This window comes from Azospirillum largimobile, assembly GCF_977007025.2.
Map to the genome: position 1 here is coordinate 152,132 of NZ_CDRMUA020000001.1, position 20,026 is coordinate 172,157.

Below are 20,026 nucleotides of genomic sequence, written 5' to 3' on the forward strand. Positions count from 1 at the left end.
GCAGGGCGTCCGGCCAGGGCGCTTTGGGATGACGAAAGAAGAGGGAGGGAGCGGGAGACCGCTTCCTCCCTTTTGCTTGCGCACCAACGGACCCGAGGTTTGCTGTTTGGAACCGGTCTCTTGCGGTTGTGCCAGCAGGGTCCGAATGCGACGAGCGCTTGACCGCGCAACGTGTGTTCATGTTAGCTGATTCTCCCGGGAGCGCCGGCGCGGCGTTCCCCGAAGGATGTCCGGGGGGATCAGGGGTCATGGATTCGGCCGGGGCCGCGCTGGACGACCGTCTGCCGTCCGATCGCCTTTTGCGGGTGACCGCTGCGCAATGGAGTGCGGCGCTGGTCTGGACCGCGCCCGACGGAACCATCGTCGGCGCCAATCCGGCTTTCGCCCGCCTTGCCGGCTGTCCGCTCGACGACATGATCGGTCGGTCGCTGCCCGCCTTGCTCGACATCGGCGGACGCGATTGGCGGACGGTGTGGGACGGGGCGCAGGGCGACCGTCCACCCCCCGGCAGCGGCGCGCTCTGCGTACCGCGCCGCGATCCGGTTCCGGTCGATCTGCACTGGCAGCATTTGGCCGATGGTGCGGACGCCCTGCTTTTGTGCGAGATGCGCTGTTTCGACGAGCGCGAGCGGGCGGAAGCGGTGGCGCGCCTGCAGCAGGACGTGCTGGAACTGGTGGCCGCCGGCCGGTCGCTGAAGCAGGTTCTGGATTTCCTGTGCCGGCAGGTGGAGGCCTGCGCACCGGAGGTCACCTGTTCGGTGATGCTGCGCGACGACGAGAACCGCATGCGGGTGGCCGCCGCCCCGTCGCTGCCCGGCGCCTATGCCGCCGCCATCGACGGGCTGGCCATCGGCCCGGACGTCGGCTGCTGCGGCAGTGCGATGAGCCGGGGCGAGGCGGTGATGTCCACCGACATTGCCGTCGATCCGCGCTGGGCGCCTTACCGCCATGTCCCGCTGTCGCACGGGCTGGCTGCCTGCTGGTCCAACCCGATCAAGGGGCGCAATGCCCGGATGCTGGGCAGCTTCGCGCTCTATTACCGCGAGCCGCGTCCCGCCGCCCCCTTCCACCGCCGGCTGGTGGAGGCCTGTGTCCATCTGTGCGCGCTGGCCATCGAACATGACCGGGCGCGGGCGGAGATCAACCGGCTGGCCTATTTCGACACGCTGACCGGGCTCCCCAACCGCCAGCTTCTGGCCGACCGCGCCACCGCGGCGCTGGCGCTGGCGGGGCGCACGCGCCAGCCGGTGACGCTGATGTTCCTGGACGTCGACCGCTTCAAGACCATCAACGATTCGCTGGGCCATGCGGTCGGCGACCAGTTGCTGGTGGAGGTGGCGAACCGCCTGCGGCGCCTGTTCATCGAAGGCGACACGCTGGCCCGGCTGGGCGGGGACGAGTTCGTGGCATTGCTGCCGGGCTGCGACGCGGCCCATGCCGCGCTGCTGGCGGAGCGGGTGCTCGCCAGCCTGTCGGTGCCGCTGACGGTGGCCGACCTGACGCTGACCCCCACCGCCAGCATCGGCATCGCCGTGCATCCCGACGACGGCATGGATTTCGACACGCTGCTGCGCCAGGCCGACGCGGCGATGTACCGGGCCAAGCAGGCCGGCCGCAACCGCTGCCATTTCTTCCGCCGCGACATGAACGAACAGGCGGTGCGCCGGCTGGAGATGGAGGCCGCGCTACGCGAGGCGTTGGACCGGCAGGAGAATGGCTCACGGGAGGATGTGGCAGGAGACGCGCCGTTCGAGCTGCATTACCAACCGCAGGTCCGGTTGAAGCCGCACTGCCTGCACCGGGTGGAGGCGCTGATCCGCTGGACCCACCCGCGCTGGGGAGCGGTGTCGCCGATGGAGTTCGTGCCGCTGGCCGAGGAATGCGGGCTGATCGACCGGCTGGACAGCTGGGTACTGGAGACCTCGGTCGCGCAGCTCGGCCGCTGGCGCGCCGCCGGGGTGCCGGTGCCGGGGCTGGCGGTCAATGTCTCGGCGGTCCGCTTCGCCCGCGGCGATTTGCCGGACCAGGTCCGCTCCGTGCTCGCCGCCAACGGCATCCCGGCGACCGACCTGACCCTGGAGATCACCGAACGGCTGATGATGACGGAGGAGGTCGGGGCCCATGACGCTCTGGATGCCCTGCATGCGCTGGGCGTCACCCTGTCGATCGACGATTTCGGCACCGGCTATTCGTCCTTGAGCTACCTGAAGCGCTTCCCCGTCGGCGAACTGAAGATCGACCGCAGCTTCGTCAAGGAACTGGACATCGATGCCGCCAACCGGCCGCTGGTCCGCGCCATCATCCAGATCGGCGAGGCGCTGGGCCTGACCGTCGTGGCGGAGGGGGTGGAGCGCGAGGCCCAGCACCGCATGCTGGAGGCGGAGGGCTGCGCCATCGGCCAGGGATACCGCTTCGCCCGGCCGATGCCGGCCGACGCGCTGGCGCGCTGGCTGGCGGGGGAGGGCAAGCACTGGGTGGAGTGTCCGGCCAACGCCTGCTTCAGCATCTGAAACATTTGCGGAGGAAATGATCCCGTTTTTCTTTGGATTAACGGGGTACTTCGGCCGCAATTCACCATCCGAATCGGTGCTTATGCGGATCCGCCGGAGTAATGGGGATCCGGCCAATACGATATAGTCGCAACGCTCCTTTGCCGGCGAAGCGCAGGTCATCACGTTCTAGACCACGCGACTGTCTTGTGTCCCAACGTTTGGGGCGATAGAAGGTCCACTCAGCGGCATGTGCGGTCAAGCAAACTGACCACGGTGTCCCGTTGAGCGGATCAGACCCGCCCGGTGGGCCGCCTGTGGAGCACAAGGGGAGCACCCGCACGCCGGACGACCATGGGGCGAGAGGAAATCCGCAATGGCGAGCCAGGGTGAATCCAAGTGGGTCTACAGCTTCGGGGCCGGTGCCACCGAAGGACGGGCCGATATGAAGAACCTGCTGGGCGGCAAGGGCGCCAATCTGGCCGAGATGGCCAATCTTGGCCTGCCCGTTCCGCCGGGCTTCACGATCACCACGGAGCTGTGCACCTATTTCTACGCCAACGGCCGCTCCTATCCGCCGGAGCTGACGGCGCAGGTGAATGCCGCCATCGCGCGGCTGGAAACGGCGATGGACGCCAAGTTCGGCGACCCGGCCAACCCGCTGCTGGTGTCGGTCCGCTCCGGCGCCCGCGCGTCGATGCCCGGCATGATGGACACGGTGCTGAACCTGGGTCTGAACGACGCGACCGCCGCCGGCCTCGCCAAGCGGTCGGGCGACTCCCGCTTCGCCTACGACAGCTATCGCCGCTTCATCCAGATGTATTCCAACGTCGTTCTCGACGTTGAGCATCACCATTTCGAGGACATCCTCGACGGCCACAAGCGCGACAAGTCCTACAACCTCGACACCGACCTGTCGGCCGAGGATTGGCAGGCGGTGATCGAGGACTACAAGAAGGCGGTCGAGCGCGAGCTGGGCCGGCCCTTCCCGCAGGATGTGCAGGAGCAGCTGTGGGGCGCCATCGGCGCCGTCTTCGGTTCCTGGATGAACGCCCGCGCCATCACCTACCGCAAGCTGCACGACATCCCGGCCGATTGGGGCACCGCGGTCAACGTGCAGTGCATGGTCTTCGGCAACATGGGCAACGACTGCGCCACCGGCGTGGCCTTCACCCGCAACCCGTCGACCGGCGAGAACGCCTTCTACGGCGAGTATCTGGTCAACGCCCAGGGCGAGGACGTCGTCGCCGGCATCCGCACGCCGCAGCACCTGACCGTCGCCGGCAAGATCGCCAACAAGTCCGACCTCCCCGCCATGGAAGAGGTGATGCCGGAGGTGTTCAACCAGCTGAACGAGGTCCGCCTCAAGCTGGAAAAGCACTACCGCGACATGCAGGACATCGAGTTCACGGTCCAGCAGAACACGCTGTACATGCTGCAGACCCGCAACGGCAAGCGCACCGCCCCGGCCGCGCTGAAGATCGCCGTCGATCTGGCGAACGAGGGCGTCATCGACCAGAACGAGGCGGTGCGCCGCATCGATCCGGCCTCGCTCGACCAGCTGCTGCACCCGACGCTGGACCCCAAGGCCGACCGCAAGGTGATCGCCAAGGGCCTGCCGGCCTCCCCCGGCGCCGCGTCGGGCAAGGTGGTGTTCACCGCCGACGAGGCCGAGCAGATGGCTGGCAAGGGCGAGTCGGTGATCCTCTGCCGCATCGAGACCTCGCCTGAGGACATCCACGGCATGCACGCCGCCCGCGGCATCCTGACCAGCCGCGGCGGCATGACCAGCCACGCGGCGGTGGTTGCCCGCGGCATGGGCCGTGCCTGCGTGTCGGGCGCCGGCGACCTGCGCATCGACTACAAGACCAAGCAGATGTCGGTCCGCGGCGTCACCGTGAAGGAAGGCGACGTCCTGACCATCGACGGCTCCACCGGCGAGGTGATGCTGGGCGAGGTGCCGACGATCCAGCCGGAACTGTCGGGCGACTTCGCCACCCTGATGGGCTGGGCCGACGGCATCCGCCGGATGAAGGTCCGCGCCAACGCCGAAACCCCGCTGGACGCCCGCACCGCGCGGAAGTTCGGCGCCGAGGGCATCGGCCTGTCGCGCACAGAGCACATGTTCTTCGACCCGGAGCGCATCCTGGCCGTCCGCGAGATGATCCTGGCGGAGGACGAGGCCGGCCGCCGCAAGGCGCTCGCCAAGCTGGAGCCCTTCCAGAAGAAGGACTTCGTCGAGCTGTTCACGATCATGGCCGGCCTGCCGGTGACGATCCGCCTGCTCGACCCGCCGCTGCACGAGTTCCTGCCGAACACCGAAGAGGACATGGCGGAGGTCGCCCAGGCCACCGGCACCGATCCGCTGCGGGTGCGCCACCGCACCATCCAGCTGCATGAAGCGAACCCGATGCTGGGCCATCGCGGCTGCCGTCTGGGCATCTCGTACCCCGAGATCTACGAGATGCAGGCCCGCGCCATCTTCGCCGCCGCCGCCGAGGTCGCCAAGACCACCGGCGAGGCCGTCATTCCCGAAGTGATGATCCCGCTGATTATCACCCGCAAGGAGTTCGACATCCTCAAGGGGGTGATCGACCGCGCCGCCGAGCAGGTGAAGGCCGAGACCGGCGTGACGGTGGAGTATCTGACCGGCACGATGATCGAGATCCCGCGCGCGGCCCTGAAGGCCGGCGAGATCGCCGAATCGGCCGAGTTCTTCAGCTACGGCACCAACGACCTGACCCAGACCACGCTGGGCCTGTCGCGCGACGACGCCGGCAGCTTCCTGCCGGAGTACCAGCGCCAGGGCATCCTGGAGCAGGACCCGTTCCAGTCGCTGGACGTCACCGGCGTCGGCGAACTGGTGGAGATCGCCACCGAGCGTGGCCGCAAGGTCCGTCCGGACATCAAGCTGGGCATCTGCGGCGAGCATGGCGGCGACCCGGCCTCGATCTCCTTCTGCGAGAAGGTCGGGCTGACCTATGTCTCCTGCTCGCCCTACCGCGTGCCGATCGCCCGCCTCGCCGCCGCCCAGGCCGCGCTGAACAGCGACACGGTCAAGCGCGACTGATCCGCTTCGGGTAGCTGAAACGATTTCGGCCCTCTTCCCGCAAGGGAAGGGGGCCGTTTCGTTTTGGGGGCGGAGTTGGGCGGGTGGGGCGGTTAGATGGAACGTTTGGAACGCTGTGGAGCGGTTTTCCGGGGGCTGTTCAATGTTCCATCCGGCGGGCCGGGCGCATGGGGGAACGGCATCAAGCGGCGCTGGGAGCCGCGGGGCAGCTTTGGCTGAGTGTGCGGAGGTGGCGGATCGCCACTGTCGGGGCATGCGGTGCCCTCCGCAGGTAGGGAAGGGTGGAGCATAACATGGATGGGAGAAGGGGATAAGGATCTGGTGGAAAAGCGACGCTGGCATGTAGGCCATTGAGGAGACGGGGCCGGTCGTTCGTCGGGGGGCCACTCATCCCGAGCCGGTTCGCGACATCACGCATGGGGATCGTCAAGTCGGCCATAGACCATGAACGAGCCTCGGCAACGACGCAATAAAGCGCAAAATAGCTGCGCTGCCGTCCCTTGCCTTTCACTCGGAGTGCGCGCTGAACGATAATATGGCCGGGAAGCGCTAGGAGCTTTCGTGCCCGTTTCCCGCCGGAGTGGTACTTCCGTGCGATAGCTAGGCAGACCCCGCCGATCACCGTACGCTCCGCGGAGAACTCTTCAAAAGCTGAAGGTTCCATCGGGCGCGCGCCTCCTCTCCCGCCTCGATGGCGCGCATTGCCAAGTGTTCAGGATCGCCATCGGTGATACGGGGAGGGCCTTGCAATGCCAGTGCTGTCATGAAGCCGGATCCGGAGACCGCTTCCTCGCCTCCCAGAAGCTATTTCGGCACTTTCTCCGACCCGGTTGCAATGGCGCAGGCCGTGGGTGCCATCGACCCCGGCACCGCCGGCCCCTATCCCATCAGGACGGTTCGCAAAACCTTCCATGGTTCGTTCGCGCGCGCGACGCTCGACCGGATCAGCGTCGGCATCGGTTGTTTCGGCCAGGGAATTCCGCAGACCGCCGGGATTGCGAACGTTCACACCTTCATGTTTGCCACCGAGCCTGAGATTGTCCGCCGCGTCTCAGGCTGGACGCTCGGTTGGCAGCAGATCTTCCATTTCCGTCCCAACGAGCAGACTGCCACCTCCTCTCCATCAGGAATGCCTTGGGCGTTCGGGATCATCGCAGCCCCCTTCGACGTACTGGCCACGCAGAGCCGGCAGGTGACCGGAATTGACCCCAGTGTGCCTTTGAATGACGACCGGATGTTCCAGGTGCCTGAGATGGCGATGGCCCGGCTCATCGCCCTGATGAACGACACGGCACGCCTTGCAAGGGATACTCCCTGGGTTCTCGAAACACCGAAACCCTCGATCGCATTGGCCGGAACGATCATGGAGACCCTGCTGTCCTGCCTGACCCAGGGTAAGCTCAGGCAGGACAGGGGCGCTCTCGGGCGTCACCGCCAGATCGTCGCGCGCTTCGAGCAGGCCTTGAGGGAGTGTCCGGAGGAGATGCTGTCGCTGTCCGCCATCTGCGCCGTAACCGGCGTGGCTCAGAGAACGCTCAACCTTGCCTGCCAGGAGTTTCTCGGGCAGAGCGCCATGCATTATGCGCGCGGGCGCCGCCTTGATCTTGTTCGCCAGACATTGCTGAGGTCCGACCCTGTGGCAACGAACGTCACCGGTGTCGCAATGCATTACGGTTTCTGGGAGCTGGGCCGCTTTGCGCAGGCATATCGGATTCGCTTTGGGGAACGCCCGTCCGAAACCCTGCGGCGCGATGCAGGGCAGGCAGGAAGGACGAGGCGCTCAATTCATGCCGGAATCGCATAGTCAGTCACCGGAACCGTTCCTAGGATGACGGCATGCGCCCGCCCGCCCACCATCGTGTCGCGCCGGCGCGATCCGGCCGGGTGATGCCCAATGACGACATCCGGTCCGGCTCAAGCACAATGAAAGGAATGGGGGAATGACACTGCGCATCAACGCCGAGGCGCCGAACTTCACGGCCGAGACCACCGAGGGAACGATCAACTTCCACGACTGGATCGGCAATGGCTGGGCGATCCTGTTTTCCCACCCCAAGGACTTCACGCCGGTCTGCACAACGGAACTCGGCTATATGGCTAAGCTGAAGCCGGAATTCGATAAGCGCAACACCAAGATCATCGGCCTCAGCGTCGACCCGGTCGCCAACCATGCCAAATGGGCGCAGGACATCGCCGAGACGCAAGGGACCGCCCCCAATTATCCGATGATCGGTGATACCGGCCTCGCCGTGGCCAAGCTCTACAACATGCTTCCGGCCGAGATCGAAGGCGGTTCCGACGGTCGCACGGCGGCGGACAACGCGACAGTCCGCACGGTCTTCATCATCGGGCCTGACAAGCGTATCAAGCTGATGATCAGCTATCCGATGACTACGGGCCGCAATTTCGACGAGATCCTGCGAGTGCTGGATTCGCTGCAACTGACCGCAAAGCACCGTGTGGCGACCCCGGTGAACTGGCAGCGTGGGGACAAGGTCATCATCGCCGGCTCCGTCTCGGACGAGGAAGCCAAGACCATCTATCCGGACGGCTGGGAAGCGCCGCGCCCCTATCTGCGGCTCGTGCCGCAGCCGCAATAGCCATGTTGTTCGAGACCTTTGCGGCGGGCGGATGCCGCTCCTACCTCATCGGCTGCGAAATCTCTTGCGCCGCTGTGCTGATCGACCCGGAACTCAGCCTCATTCAGCATTATCGAGGGTATCTGTCGAAGCATGGGCTGACGCTTCGCTATCTGGTCGACACGCACACCCACGCGGACCATTTCTCGGCCACCCGTCAACTCGGCGAGGCGCTCGACGTGCCAGTGGTGATGCACCGGCTTAGCCCCGCGCCTCATGCCGGTCTGCGCCTCGATGACGGTGACATGCTGATCGCCGGCCGTCTCAAGATCAAGGCGATGCATACGCCTGGGCATACACGCGATTCCATGTGTCTGGTCATGGAGGACCGGATCTTCACCGGCGATACGCTGCTGATCGGCGGGACGGGGCGGACGGATCTGCCAACAGGCGATCCGCACGACCTCCATGAAAGCCTGTTTGGCAAGGTGCTTAAACTGCCGGGTGAGACCCTGGTCTATCCGGCACACGACTACAAGGGGCGCGATCATTCGACCATCGCCGACGAGACCGCATCGAACCCGCGCCTGCAGAAGACCGAGCGGACGGCCTTCGTGGCGATGATGCGTGCTCTCGATCTGGCGGCGCCCACCCATCTGACCGAAGCGTTGCGCACCAACATGAGCGGCGGCAAGACCGTGGCCCAACTCCTGTCCGAGGCGGCATCCGGCGTGCCTTTCATGTCGATGGACGAGCTGGACAGCCGTTTGGGCGGCAACAGCTGCGACTTCGTGGTGATCGACCTTCGCGAAAAGGACGCCTACGAGGCAGGGCACATCAGCAGCGCGAAGCACCTGCCGCGGGGACAGCTGGAGCTTCGCGTGAATACCGAACTGCCCGACCCGACGGTGCGGATCATCACCTGCTGCGAATTCGGCAAGATATCGATCCTCGCCGCCGCCACCCTGCGCGAACTCGGCTATATGCGGGCAACGGCACTCGACGGCGGCATCGCAGCGTGGCGGGAGGCCGGGCACGCTCTGGAGGCGAGTGTGGCTGACCCGGGGTAGGCGCCTTGCTTTCTCCCGGGGCGGGAGAGGGTGGTCGGGCGCGCTGTCGCGCGCCGCCAAGGGGCATGCTGCCCCTTCGCAATCCCCTGGCAAAGGCTGGCGCCTTTGCTGCCCCCTCACCCTGACCCTCTCCCCAGGGGGGAGAGGGGATGAAGACCGGTGGGGCGGGAGATGGGCTGTTACCGCCCCCTCGGCTTCGCCCTGGCGGTCGGCTCGGCTTCCAGCGGGTTGTCGGGCCAGTAGTGTTTCGGGTACTGGCCCTTCAAATCCGCCTTCACCGCCTTGTAGGCGTTGGCCCAGAAGCTCGCGAGGTCGCGGGTGACCTGCACCGGGCGGCGGGCGGGGGACAGCAGGTGCAGCAGCAAGGGAACCCGGCCACCGGCGATGCGCGGGGTCTCGGCCAAGCCGAACATCTCCTGCAGGCGCACCGCCAGAACCGGCTCCTCGCCGTCATAGTCGATGGGGATGCGGGAGCCGCTCGGCACCTCGACATGGGTCGGGGCCTCGGCGTCCAGGCGGGTCCGCAACTCCCAGGGCAGAAGGGCGCGCAAGGCGCTCGACAGGTCGATGCGCTCCAGATGGGCGCGGCGCGACACGCCGTCGAGGAAGGGGGCCAGCCACTCCTCCAGACCGTCCATTAGCGCCGGGTCGGACAGGTCGGGCCAGACGTCGCCTTCCTTCATGCGCAGGAACATCACGCGGGTGCGCCATTTGCGCAGCTCGTCGGTCCAGGGCAGGCAGGCGGGGCCGAGCGCGCGGATGCCCTCGATCATCGCGGCGATCATCGCCTCGGCCGGCGGCTTGGCCAGCTTCTCGTCCTTCAGGATCAGGGCGAACAGCATGCGGCGGCGCCGCGCCAGCACCATCTGCTCGCGCGCGTCCCAGGCGACGATGGTCTCGGTGCGGATGTCGTCGGCGAAGCTCTCCTCCAGATCGGCCAGCGTGACCGGGGCGGCCAGGAAGATGCGCGACTCGCGGGCGGCGCCGTCGAGGTCGGCGATGGCGAGCCACTCCTCGGCCGACAGCGGCTCGGCCTCCTGGAAATAGGCGCCACGCCCGCCCGACAGGCGATACTGCGCAGCAACCCCGCCGGGCTGGCCTCCGGGGCGGCGCTGGCCGATGCGGTCGGGATAGGCGAGCGCCACCAGAATGCCGACGGCGTTCGAGTCCATCGCGTCGTCGTCGCGCACGCCGAGCTGGCGGCGCCACTGCCGGGCCTGCTTCACCGCCTGCTGCGCGCCGCCGCGGTCGACGCTAAGGCCGCGCGCGGCACCCTGCCCGCCGCGCTCCTCGCCGCGCAGCAGGTCGACGCGCAGGCGCAGGTCGGCGTCGCGGAAGCCGGGTTGCGAGCGAACGATGTCGCGCTCTCCCAGCAGTGCGGCGACCAGACAGGCGAGCGCGCCCTGGCCCATCGCCTTGCCGGCCAGCATCATGTGGGCCAGACGCGGATGCACGCCGAAGCCGGCCATGCGGCGGCCGTGCGGGGTGATGGCGCCCGCCTTGTCGTCTTTCTGATCGACCTTGCGGTCGAGCGCGCCGAGGCCGGTCAGCAGCTCGCGCGCCTGGGCCATCGCCGCGGCCGGCGGCTGGTCGAGCCAGGACAGGCTGGCGGGGTCGGACACTCCCCACACCGCAAGCTCCAGCGCCAGCGGGGCGAGGTCGGCGTCCTCGATCTCCGGCGTGGTGAAGGGGGCCAGCGCCTTGTGCGTCGCCTCCGGCCACAGGCGGTAACAGACGCCGGGCTCCAGACGGCCGGCGCGGCCGCGGCGCTGCTCGGCCGAGGCCTGGCTGACCTTCACCGTCGCCAGACGGGTCATACCGCCGCGCGGGTCGAAGCGCGGAACCCGCATCAGCCCGCTGTCCACCACGATGCGGATGCCCTCGATGGTCAGGCTGGTCTCGGCGATGGAGGTCGCCAGCACGATCTTGCGCTGGCCGGGCGGGGTGGGGGCGATGGCGCGGTCCTGCGCCTCGGCCGACAGGTCGCCATAGAGCGGGGCGATGATGGTGTTCGGGCCGAGGTCGGACTGGTCGAGCAGGGACTGGACGCGGCGGATCTCGCCGACGCCGGGCAGGAAGACCAGGGCGTTGCCGGGCTCTTCGCGCAGGGCGCGGCGGACGGCGGCGGCGGCGGCGTCCTCGATGCGGGTGCCTTGGGTCGGGGCGTCGAGATGGCGGGTCTCGACGGGGTAGGCGCGGCCTTCGCTGGTCACCATCGCGGCGGGGCCTTGCGCGTCGGCCAGCAGGGTGGCAACCGGGGCGGCGTCCAGCGTCGCCGACATGACGACAAGGCGCAGGTCGTCGCGCAGCGCCCCGCGCGCCTCCTGCACCAGGGCAAGGGCGAGGTCGCTGTCGATGCCGCGCTCGTGGAATTCGTCGAACAGGACGGCGCCGACGGCGGGAAGCTCCGGGTCCTCCTGCAGTTGGCGCAGGAACAGGCCGTCGGTCACCACCTCGATCCGGGTCTTCGGGCCGACCTTGGTGTCCAGGCGGACGCGGTAGCCGACGGTCTCGCCCACCGCCTCCCCCAGCATCGACGCCATCCGGCGGGCGGCGGCGCGGGCGGCGAGGCGCCGCGGCTCCAGCACCAGGATCTTGCGGCCCTTCAGCCAAGCGGCCTCCAGGAGGGCCAGCGGCACCCGTGTGGTCTTGCCGGCGCCGGGCGGGGCCTGCAGCACGGCGGTGCCGCGACGGTCCAGCGCCTCCAAGAGGGCGGGAAGGACAGGATCGATTGGCAGGGCGGGGAAGGCGGGCTTGCTCATGAGGGGGAGTCTGCTGCCGCGAACCGGCGGGAAAGGCAATGGTTTTTGGAGGAGGGGCGGGACGGCACGCGCCAAAAGGTCGCAAGGGGCGGGGAGGGGGCGAGGGGCCGCGACCGATGGCCGCAAAAACTGTATGGTTTTAGCGTCGTCGGGTTCATTCGCTCATCAAAGGGATCCATGACCGATATCCACGATGCCGCCCTGTTCCTCGCCCACGCCTGCGCGCTGGAGGAGGACGCCGCCAACCGCTTCGCCGACCTGTCGGAGACGATGAAGACCTATGGCAACCAGGAGGTCGCGGCCTTCTTCGGCCAGATGGCGAAATTCTCGCGCATGCATCTGGCCGAGGCGCGGGAACGGTCGGGCTTCCGCCAAATTCCGGACCTGAAGCCGGAAGACTTCCAATGGCCGGACGGCGACAGCCCGGAAGCGGCCTCCATGGAAGGCTCGCACTATCTGATGACGGTGGAATACGCGCTGGAACTGGCGCTGGAGAGCGAAAAGCGCGGGCAGGCCTTCTACGCCGAGGTGGCGAAGACCACCACCGATTCGGAAGTCCGCATGATGGCCGAGGAGTTCGCCGCCGAAGAGGCCGAGCATGTCGCCCAGTTGGAGGTGTGGGCCAAGCGCTATCCGGCGCTGCAGGCGTAGGGGGCTTGGCTCCCTGAGCGGCCTCCCCCTCTCCCCCCGGGGAGAGGGTCGGGGTGAGGGGGATGCAAAGCGGGGATTCTTGGTGAAGGGTCGCCGCGCGTCCCCCTCACCCTAACCCTCTCCCCGGGGGGAGAGGGGATCTTCAGGCGGGGCAGTCGCTCACTTCGACAGGGCGGACCAGTCGATCTCATACACCTTGTCGGCCGGCTTGTAGGTCTTGAAGGCGGCGATCACATCGTCGACGCCGACGTCCCCCGGCACGTTCTGGATTTCATAGACGACCGAGCTGCCGCTGGTCGGGCCGACGTCGGCGTTGCGGTGGGCCTGCGAGACCAGCCCTTCGCCGGCCTTCTTGATCATGATGGAAGCCATGCATCCGTCTCCTGTTGCGACTCGCCCGACCGGAAAACCATAAACAAAAAGTGGTTTAATCGGAAGGCGGAAAGAGGCGGTCCGGCGTATCCTGCCGGGCGATCCACAGGGCGGTCAAATCGTCGCACAGCCGGGTGCCGAACCGCTCGGTGAAGCGGGTCATCACCCACAGAAGCGGCCAGGCCGGTGCTTCCGCCAGCGCCTGCGCCACCAGATCGGCGAGCCCGTCGTCGCCCAGCATGGTGTCGTCGGCGTCCTGAGCCTCCGTCATGGCGTCGGAATAGAGGAACAGCGCATCGCCGTCGCGGAAGGGAGCGGAGCGGGTAACGTAGCCGGCCTCCTCCAGGATCCCGAGGGGCAGGCCGGACGAATCGAGCACGCTCAGCCCGCCCGCCCTCGCCAGCAGCGGCGGCGGCGAGCCGGCACCCGCATAGTGCAGGCGGTCGCTGCCGCGGTCGATCACGCCGTAGAAGGCGGCGGCGAACTGACCGCGCGCGAGGATGGCGGACAGGCGCTGGTTCAGGCTGGTCAGAAGGCGTGCCGGCTCCATCAACTCCTCCATCGGCTGGCGCGCCAGCAGGGTGTGGAGCCGGAAGGCATTGATGGCCGCGGCGATACCGTGCCCCGACAGGTCGGCGATGAAGACGCCGATCCGTTCGGCATCGATTTCGAACGCGGTCCAGAAATCGCCGCCGACCTCGTCGGAGGTTTCGAACACTGGGGCGATACTCAAGTGATGGCGGTCCGCCAGCGCTTCCAGCCACAGCGGCTCTGGCGCCAGCGAAAGCTGCATCGCCCGCGCCTGGCCCAAATCCTGGCCGACCCGCTCGCGGAAGGCGCGCAGCTCCTGCACCATCGACCGGCGTTCCAGATGATAGCGGACCCGGGCGATGCATTCGCCGGGATTGACCGGCTTGCCCAGCAGGTCGGTCGCGCCGGCCTGAAAGCACAGGGTCCGCATCTGGTCGGTCATTTGGGCGCCCTGCACCAGGATGGGCAGGTCGTGCCAGCGCTGGTTGCTCCGCAACTCCCGGCACAGGGCGAGCAGGTCGGCACAGGCAAGGTCGGCGTCCACCACCAGCAGGTCGGGGTCGAAGGCGCCGATGCAGGACAGCAGCTCCGGCCCGTTGGAGACGCAGGCGATCCGCGTGATGCCGGCCCAATGCAGGAACCGGCTCAGGATGCGCTGGTCATACAGGCTGTCGTCGGCGATCAGCACCTTCCGATCGCCCAGCGGCTGGCCGAGATCCAGCGCGTAGAGCTGTCCCGAGGCCATCGGATCCGCCCCGCCGTGCCGGTCAGGCCGAAACCGGGATGATCCCGTGCAGGTTGGCTGCGCGGAAGACGCGGTGGACCTGATCGCGCGCACCTTGCATCGCCAGCCGCAAATCCTTGCGGCGGGCCGTGTCGTGCGCAATGAAGAAGACGCCCAGCCCGGTGGAATCGACGAACTCAAGGTCCGACAGGTCGAAGACCACCCGGTGTCCGGCCGGCCGGTCCATCGCCGCGATCACCGACCGGAAGGCATTGTGGTCGGTGAAGGTCATGCGGCCGCTCAGACGGATCTCGGTAAGGTCGTGGACATCGCTGACGGTGAAATCCATCACTGTTTTCCCCTTTGCTCCTGTTCCGCAGCGGAGTTGCGGTTTTCACCTGCACTTGCTGCGCTGCGGAATGTTAGGCGGAGGGGATGTCACTTTGATGATGGAGCGACCAAAAAGCTGCACTGGCCGCGGAATTGCTCAACTTATTTGTGTTCCATACGATGAGTTTTCTGAGGAAAAACTTCCGTCAGGGTAGGGAGGCGGATTCGCTTGCGGCCTTCCCGTGGGACGCTGTCCGCTCCAAGTCCGAGGCGGGGATCACCCGGCCGGGCACGCGGTCGGGCTGGGCGCCGGCGACCGCCCCGGCGATGCCGCCGGTCAGCCAGGCCGAAAAGGCGCTGCGGCCATCGACGCCGGCCTCGCGGTTGGCGCAGGCGGGGGTGAGGGTGGCGGCAGTGGGCTCCGCGGCCGACGCGGCGGCGATCAGGCCGTTGGAGCGCGGAGCGGGGCGGCTGTGCACCTCGATCAGGGCGACGCGGATGCCGGCGGCCCAGGCACGGTCGATGAAGGCGCGCACCTGCTGGGCCGTGGCGGAGCTGCCGGTGACGGCGTCGGGCGTGCCGCCGGTCAGCCACGCCGACGGGGTGGGGCCGCAGCCGCGCCGGTACTGCAGCGCCACTTGGTCCTGCACATGGGTCTGGCCGCGATAGAGGCGCATCAGGCCGTGGCCGTAGCGTTCCAGCTCGTCCATCGGGCCGCGGCTGGCGGTCAGCAGGCTGCGGTCGATCAGGATCAGCGTCGGCTTCACGGCGATCAGCCGGTCGAGCAGCGGCTCGAAATCGGCGAATTGGGCCTGCCGGTGGACGATGCGCAGGAATTCCAGGTTCGGCACGCCGCGCTTGGCGGCAAGCTCCGCCATGCCGCGCTCGTCCAGGGTGGCGTCGCGCAGCGTGGTGTCGCCCAGCGCCACCACCGATACCGAATCGGAGTTCCGCGCCGCCCGGTCGGCCAGCGCATTGATGCGGTTCAGGTTGTACCAGGCGAAGGGCTGGTCGTAGAGCAGGGTGCCGGTCCACAGAACCGCCAGCACCGCCAATCCACCCAAGGCCAGCGGCGCCAGCAGCAGCCCGAAGCCCAGCGTCCGCCAGCGGCTCCGGCCGCGGGGCGGTTCCGTGACGGCCTGTTCGGCGGCGACCTGCTCAGCAGCGGGCTTATCGGCAGCGGCTTGGGCGGCTTGCGGTTCCGGATCGGTCATCGGTGGACTCCACGGCGGTCATGACACGGTGTTCGGGGCACAGCGATCATGCGGCGGGCGCTCGCATCGGGGGGCTGGGCGCGTCGGGTGAGCGCCCGGCTCCTCCCACAACGCGCGGGGGAGGAGAATCGGCATGTGGAAATTGGGGGTATCCCCAAGGGGACGGAACACCCCTGCGGCAGGGTCGCAGTTTGCCGAACGCACCAATCCTGTGTAGGATCCGAGCCCAATAGGACGGCCTCACAGCAGGATTGGCCCTCACAGCAGGATTGGCGATGAGCACCGAAATCCGCACCTTCACCATTCCCGACGCCACCGCAGAGGAGGCGCAGACGCAGCTTTCCGCCTTCCTGCGGACGGTGGAGGTCCAGCGCATCGAGACCGCCTACGCCGACGGCGCGTGGCGCGTGCTGGTGCTGTTCACCGATCTCCGCCGCAAGGAGGAGTCGCAGCAGATCGAGGCGGCCATCGCCGCCGCCCTGAACGGCTGGCGCGACAAGGCCGCGGTCCAGGCCGGGGTGACGCGCGACGTCGTGCTGTCGGACGATCTGGTGTCGGAGATCGCCCGCTTCGCCCCGACGACGGAGCACGAGCTGTCGATCATCATGAATGCCCGCGGCCTGGGCGCCGCCCCCCATGGCGGCGAGATCGTGCAGGTGGTGCGCTCCACGCTGGACCTGCTGATCGACGACTGATCGGCGACTGGTCGGCGGGGCAGGCCACCGGCGGCGGCCTATCCGCTTCGGTCGGGCGTGACACACCCAAAGGCTGTGCCTGCCCTGCCGTAAGCGTCAGTTGGACCCCGCCCCTTGCCGTGTCAGGATCGCACAATCGCGATGCAATCAGCGGGTGAGGCGGTTGTGGCTTCGAAGGTTCCTCCGAAGGCTCGTGCCGTAGCGGATTTGGCGTGGGGCGAGGTGCCCGACGATCGGAAGTCCGAATACCGGAAGCCTGATTACAGGAAGCCCGATTATAGGAAGATCGCGCATGAGCTGGCGCAGCTGGGTGCGGAAGCTGCCAACCGTGCCCGTGTGACCGGCAACGGCCATTACGCCCGCTTGGCCCGTACCCTGACCAACCGCGCCGGCGAGATCCTGGATGATCTGGACCGCGCCGGGAAGGCGTGAGGGGCTGAAGGTTTGGAAAAAGAAAAACGGCGCCCGGGTGGGGCGCCGTTTTCGTTTGTGGGGAGTGGTTGCCGATTGCCCCCGCCCCAACCCTCCCCCGCTCCCGGCCGACCGTAGGTCGGTCCGATCGCAGGGGAGGGAGAGCTTGCGGGACGTGCCTCAGACCACCTTGGCCTGGTGCATGGCGGCGATCTGGTCCTTGTTGTAGCCGAGCTGGGCCAGCACCTCGTCGGTGTGCTCGCCGAGCAGCGGGGAGCCGGTAACCTCGACCGTCATGTCGGAGAACTTGATCGGGCTGCCGACCGTCAGGTACTTGCCACGCTGCTTGTGGTCGACCTCAACCACCGTGCCGCTGGCGCGCAGCGACGGGTCGTTGGCGATCTCCTTCATCGACAGCACCGGCGCGCAGGGGATGTCGTACTTGCGCAGGATGTCGACGGCTTCGAACTTGGTCTTGTCCTTCAGCCAGTCCTCGATGATCGCGAAGATGTCGAAGATCTTGTCCTGACGGGCCAGCGCCGTGTTGTAGGCCGGATCGTCGATCCACTCCTCGCGGCCCAGAGCCTTGCAGATCGGCGCCCAGGCATGGCCCTGGATGGTGAAGTAGATGTAGGCGTTCGGATCGGTCTCCCAGCCCTTGCACTTCAGCACCCAGCCCGGCTGGCCGCCGCCGCCGGCATTGCCGCCGCGCGGAACCACGTCGGTGAACTTGCCGTGCGGGTACTGCGGGTATTCCTCGAGGTAGCCGACGCGGTCCAGGCGCTGCTGGTCGCGCAGCTTGACGCGGCAGAGGTTCAGCACGCTGTCCTGCATCGACACGGCGACCTTCTGGCCCTTGCCGGTCTTGGTGCGGGCCATCAGCGCGGTCAGGATGCCGATGGCGAGGTGCATGCCGGTGTTGCTGTCGCCGAGAGCGGCGGCGGACACGGTCGGCGGGCCGTCCCAGAAACCGGTGGTGGAGGCCGCACCGCCGGCGCACTGGGCGACGTTCTCATAGACCTTCAGGTCCTGGTAATGGTGGCCGTCGCTGAAGCCCTTGACCGAGGCGACGATCATGCCGGGGTTCAGTTCCTTGATGCGGTCCCAGCTGAAGCCCATGCGGTCGAGCGCGCCGGGGCCGAAATTCTCCACCAGGACGTCGGATTCCTTGATCAGACGTTCCAGGACTTCCTTGCCCTCGGCGGTCTTGGTGTCCAGGGTGAGGGAGCGCTTGTTGCTGTTCAGCATGGTGAAATAGAGCGCATCGGCATCGGGGATGTCGCGCAGCTGGCTGCGGGTGACGTCGCCGGCGCCCGGACGTTCGACCTTGATCACGTCCGCGCCGTACCAGGCCAGAAGCTGCGTGCAGGCGGGGCCGGCCTGCACATGGGTGAAGTCGATGATCTTGATGCCTTCGAGCGGCTTGGTCATGACTGCAACACTCCCTTTATTCGCGTTGTTTACGTTTGTCCCGTGGACGTGTTTCTGCTTGCTCTGCTGTCCGGCCGGCCGACGCCCTCAGAATGGAGGCGCCAAGGCCGGTGGCCGGCCGGTGTTCGATGTCCGCCGAAATCGGATGGCCGAATTCCGATTGGCCGAAATTCGGCGGTTATGGTTCAGGGGGCTGGAACGGAGGACTGGATCAGCCGGCCGCGGTTGCGACCGCCTCGAGTTCGGCGAGGCGGCGGCGCAGCTTCCGCTCTTCGGTCCAGCGATCGGTTTCGTCCCGCACCACGGCGACGATGCCGGTCACCGAACCGTCGGTCCCGCGCAACAGCGCGACGGTGAAGGCGATCGACAGGCTGTGCCCGTCCTTGTGGACCGCCGGGACCCGCAGAAGATCGTGCCCGTAGCGGGTTTCGCCCGTGGCCATGGTCTTCTCGTAGCCGTCCCAATGGCGCTGCCGCTGGCGTTCCGGAATGATGATGTCGAGCGACCTGCCCATCGCCTCGGCGGGCGTGAAGCCGAACATCCGCTCCGCCGCCGCATTCCACAGGGTGATGGCGCCAGCCGGATCGGACACGATGACCGCATCCCCGATCACCGACACCAGCTGCTCGCAATCAACAACCGCGGGAGAACCCGCTGCTGCAACAACCGCGGGCGACCCCGCTGCTGCCGTCTGTTCCATGTCGATCTCCTTGGCGCTCGCCCCCTCTTGGATTGGGCGCCGGGGGAGCCGGTGCGTCATGGCCGGAAAGCCGTGCCGCACTGACATTATCGATACGGTATACCAGATGCCACCGACCATGCAAGAGGATTTGAGCGCGATGCAAACTGTCCTTATGGCGAACAGACAGCCGGTCGGCGCGAAAAGGGACGGCACCGAAATCGACAGGGCTCCGCCTGGGGCACAATCGATTGTGTACCCATGGTTATCCGCATAGGATCCAGGCGACGGCGCCTGCAGAACGGGAAAAATCCGCCCTTCCGCCGCAACGAAAAGGAATGGGAATGGCCGCTTTCGACAGCTATTGCGTGGCGCCCTTCAAGCAGCGTCTGCCGATCCAGCGACTGTTCCCGGACGATCACGAGGTGAATGGCGGGATTTGCTTCGGCCTTACTCTGGAATGGATCAGACGCCACCGTGCCAACAAGGGGGAAACGCCGCAGAAGCGTATCGCCTTCATCGACCAAGACAGCACGATCCTGCATGCCAGCATCAAGCAGCGCCTCTATGGCGCGGAACTGTTCTTCGATCTCGACCTGTCATCGGGCCAGTTGGGCGCCCGCAATCAGGCGATGAGCCATGCCGGGTTGAAGATCGGATCGACCAGAACGGAGTAGATGGACGCGACCGACTCCGACAGCATCAAGGAGGTGATGAAGGCGATCTCGATCGCCACCGCCAGCCCCCACACCTATCACATCGTCAGCATGAATTTCGAACAGCGGGGGGCGGCGCACGCGACCTGCTGCTACAAGTCCGGTGGCAAGGCCTTCGGGTTGGGATCGCACCTGTATTTCTTCGATCCCAATTTCGGCGAGTTCAGGGCGTCGAGCGGCAGCGTCGCCAACCTGTTCACCGGGCTGGTCGACCGGTACCGCAACTTCGTGAAGCGGGACGGGTCGACCATTGACTACCGGGTTCAGGAATTCGTGGTGCAGAGCATTTCCTTCGCCTGACG

General features: G+C 67.1%; 17 protein-coding genes. 10 read left to right on the forward strand and 7 right to left on the reverse strand.

Features of this window, described 5'->3' with window-relative positions; translation table 11 throughout:
• The first annotated feature begins 248 nt into the window (after nt 1-248).
• The 5 genes from ACWPKK_RS00695 (at nt 249) to ACWPKK_RS00715 (ending at nt 9,208) form a co-directional block, all read left to right on the forward strand.
• Nucleotides 249-2,510, forward strand: a complete 2,262-nt coding sequence (locus ACWPKK_RS00695; protein ID WP_452000407.1) for a sensor domain-containing protein — start codon at nt 249-251, stop codon at nt 2,508-2,510.
• A 355-nt stretch (nt 2,511-2,865) separates the two neighbouring features.
• A complete protein-coding gene (gene ppdK, locus ACWPKK_RS00700) occupies nt 2,866-5,559 on the forward strand; it encodes a pyruvate, phosphate dikinase (protein ID WP_452000409.1) in 2,694 nt (897 codons plus the stop codon).
• Nucleotides 5,560-6,322: 763 nt separating this feature from the next.
• Complete coding sequence (locus ACWPKK_RS00705; protein WP_452000411.1) at nt 6,323-7,363, forward strand: helix-turn-helix domain-containing protein; 1,041 nt, start codon at nt 6,323-6,325, stop codon at nt 7,361-7,363.
• A gap of 136 nt (nt 7,364-7,499) precedes the next feature.
• The gene (locus ACWPKK_RS00710; protein WP_452000412.1) at nt 7,500-8,159 is read left to right on the forward strand and encodes a peroxiredoxin; all 660 of its coding nucleotides are present in this window, start codon (nt 7,500-7,502) and stop codon (nt 8,157-8,159) included.
• A 2-nt stretch (nt 8,160-8,161) separates the two neighbouring features.
• Entirely contained in the window at nt 8,162-9,208 is a 1,047-nt protein-coding gene (locus tag ACWPKK_RS00715; protein ID WP_452000413.1) for an MBL fold metallo-hydrolase, read from the forward strand.
• 179 nt (nt 9,209-9,387) lie between these two features.
• On the opposite strand, the gene hrpB is transcribed toward ACWPKK_RS00715, so the two are convergent.
• Nucleotides 9,388-11,970, reverse strand: a complete 2,583-nt coding sequence (hrpB, locus tag ACWPKK_RS00720) for an ATP-dependent helicase HrpB (RefSeq protein WP_452000414.1) — start codon at nt 11,968-11,970, stop codon at nt 9,388-9,390.
• Nucleotides 11,971-12,147: 177 nt separating this feature from the next.
• Between hrpB and ACWPKK_RS00725 the strand changes: the two genes are divergently transcribed.
• A complete protein-coding gene (locus ACWPKK_RS00725) occupies nt 12,148-12,621 on the forward strand; it encodes a ferritin-like domain-containing protein (RefSeq protein WP_194911447.1) in 474 nt (157 codons plus the stop codon).
• Nucleotides 12,622-12,780: 159 nt separating this feature from the next.
• On the opposite strand, the gene ACWPKK_RS00730 is transcribed toward ACWPKK_RS00725, so the two are convergent.
• The 4 genes from ACWPKK_RS00730 to ACWPKK_RS00745 all read right to left on the reverse strand — a co-directional run bounded on the left by ACWPKK_RS00730 (nt 12,781) and on the right by ACWPKK_RS00745 (nt 15,792).
• The gene (locus tag ACWPKK_RS00730) at nt 12,781-12,993 is read right to left on the reverse strand and encodes a hypothetical protein (protein WP_324871082.1); all 213 of its coding nucleotides are present in this window, start codon (nt 12,991-12,993) and stop codon (nt 12,781-12,783) included.
• Nucleotides 12,994-13,048: 55 nt separating this feature from the next.
• Entirely contained in the window at nt 13,049-14,269 is a 1,221-nt protein-coding gene (locus tag ACWPKK_RS00735) for a PP2C family protein-serine/threonine phosphatase (RefSeq protein WP_452000415.1), read from the reverse strand.
• 22 nt (nt 14,270-14,291) lie between these two features.
• Entirely contained in the window at nt 14,292-14,597 is a 306-nt protein-coding gene (locus ACWPKK_RS00740; RefSeq protein WP_310117389.1) for an STAS domain-containing protein, read from the reverse strand.
• Between the two features lie 187 nt (nt 14,598-14,784).
• Nucleotides 14,785-15,792 carry a hypothetical protein gene (locus tag ACWPKK_RS00745; protein ID WP_452000418.1) on the reverse strand — a complete coding sequence of 336 codons (1,008 nt, stop codon included), beginning with the start codon at nt 15,790-15,792 and terminating at the stop codon, nt 14,785-14,787.
• A 275-nt stretch (nt 15,793-16,067) separates the two neighbouring features.
• On the opposite strand from ACWPKK_RS00745, the gene ACWPKK_RS00750 reads away from it, so the two are divergent.
• Together ACWPKK_RS00750 and ACWPKK_RS00755 are read left to right on the forward strand one after the other, a co-directional pair.
• On the forward strand, nt 16,068-16,487 hold the full coding sequence (locus ACWPKK_RS00750; protein ID WP_324871079.1) for an HRDC domain-containing protein: 420 nt from the start codon (nt 16,068-16,070) through the stop codon (nt 16,485-16,487).
• A gap of 222 nt (nt 16,488-16,709) precedes the next feature.
• Nucleotides 16,710-16,919: a hypothetical protein gene (locus tag ACWPKK_RS00755; protein WP_452000420.1), complete on the forward strand. Its 210-nt coding sequence runs from the start codon at nt 16,710-16,712 to the stop codon at nt 16,917-16,919.
• A gap of 159 nt (nt 16,920-17,078) precedes the next feature.
• Here ACWPKK_RS00755 and frc read toward each other — a convergent pair whose 3' ends face one another.
• Nucleotides 17,079-18,329 carry a formyl-CoA transferase gene (gene frc / locus ACWPKK_RS00760; RefSeq protein ID WP_324871077.1) on the reverse strand — a complete coding sequence of 417 codons (1,251 nt, stop codon included), beginning with the start codon at nt 18,327-18,329 and terminating at the stop codon, nt 17,079-17,081.
• Nucleotides 18,330-18,540: 211 nt separating this feature from the next.
• Nucleotides 18,541-19,029 carry a PAS domain-containing protein gene (locus ACWPKK_RS00765; protein ID WP_452000422.1) on the reverse strand — a complete coding sequence of 163 codons (489 nt, stop codon included), beginning with the start codon at nt 19,027-19,029 and terminating at the stop codon, nt 18,541-18,543.
• Between the two features lie 323 nt (nt 19,030-19,352).
• Between ACWPKK_RS00765 and ACWPKK_RS00770 the strand changes: the two genes are divergently transcribed.
• The gene (locus ACWPKK_RS00770) at nt 19,353-19,685 is read left to right on the forward strand and encodes a hypothetical protein (protein WP_452000424.1); all 333 of its coding nucleotides are present in this window, start codon (nt 19,353-19,355) and stop codon (nt 19,683-19,685) included.
• Complete coding sequence (locus tag ACWPKK_RS00775; RefSeq protein WP_452000425.1) at nt 19,686-20,024, forward strand: YopT-type cysteine protease domain-containing protein; 339 nt, start codon at nt 19,686-19,688, stop codon at nt 20,022-20,024.
• Nucleotides 20,025-20,026: the final 2 nt, after the last annotated feature.

Bases quoted from the DNA above. Each gene is read 5' to 3' on its own strand.
- ACWPKK_RS00735 (WP_452000415.1), bottom strand. From the start codon at position 14,269: ATGGCCTCGGGACAGCTCTACGCGCTGGATCTCGGCCAGCCGCTGGGC.
- ACWPKK_RS00775 (WP_452000425.1), top strand. From the start codon at position 19,686: ATGGACGCGACCGACTCCGACAGCATCAAGGAGGTGATGAAGGCGATC.
- frc (WP_324871077.1), bottom strand. From the start codon at position 18,329: ATGACCAAGCCGCTCGAAGGCATCAAGATCATCGACTTCACCCATGTG.
- ACWPKK_RS00725 (WP_194911447.1), top strand. From the start codon at position 12,148: ATGACCGATATCCACGATGCCGCCCTGTTCCTCGCCCACGCCTGCGCG.
- ACWPKK_RS00715 (WP_452000413.1), top strand. From the start codon at position 8,162: ATGTTGTTCGAGACCTTTGCGGCGGGCGGATGCCGCTCCTACCTCATC.
- ACWPKK_RS00695 (WP_452000407.1), top strand. From the start codon at position 249: ATGGATTCGGCCGGGGCCGCGCTGGACGACCGTCTGCCGTCCGATCGC.
- ACWPKK_RS00770 (WP_452000424.1), top strand. From the start codon at position 19,353: ATGGCCGCTTTCGACAGCTATTGCGTGGCGCCCTTCAAGCAGCGTCTG.
- ACWPKK_RS00730 (WP_324871082.1), bottom strand. From the start codon at position 12,993: ATGGCTTCCATCATGATCAAGAAGGCCGGCGAAGGGCTGGTCTCGCAG.
- ACWPKK_RS00745 (WP_452000418.1), bottom strand. From the start codon at position 15,792: ATGACCGATCCGGAACCGCAAGCCGCCCAAGCCGCTGCCGATAAGCCC.
- ACWPKK_RS00740 (WP_310117389.1), bottom strand. From the start codon at position 14,597: ATGGATTTCACCGTCAGCGATGTCCACGACCTTACCGAGATCCGTCTG.
- ACWPKK_RS00750 (WP_324871079.1), top strand. From the start codon at position 16,068: ATGAGCACCGAAATCCGCACCTTCACCATTCCCGACGCCACCGCAGAG.
- hrpB (WP_452000414.1), bottom strand. From the start codon at position 11,970: ATGAGCAAGCCCGCCTTCCCCGCCCTGCCAATCGATCCTGTCCTTCCC.
- ACWPKK_RS00710 (WP_452000412.1), top strand. From the start codon at position 7,500: ATGACACTGCGCATCAACGCCGAGGCGCCGAACTTCACGGCCGAGACC.
- ACWPKK_RS00705 (WP_452000411.1), top strand. From the start codon at position 6,323: ATGAAGCCGGATCCGGAGACCGCTTCCTCGCCTCCCAGAAGCTATTTC.
- ACWPKK_RS00765 (WP_452000422.1), bottom strand. From the start codon at position 19,029: ATGGAACAGACGGCAGCAGCGGGGTCGCCCGCGGTTGTTGCAGCAGCG.
- ppdK (WP_452000409.1), top strand. From the start codon at position 2,866: ATGGCGAGCCAGGGTGAATCCAAGTGGGTCTACAGCTTCGGGGCCGGT.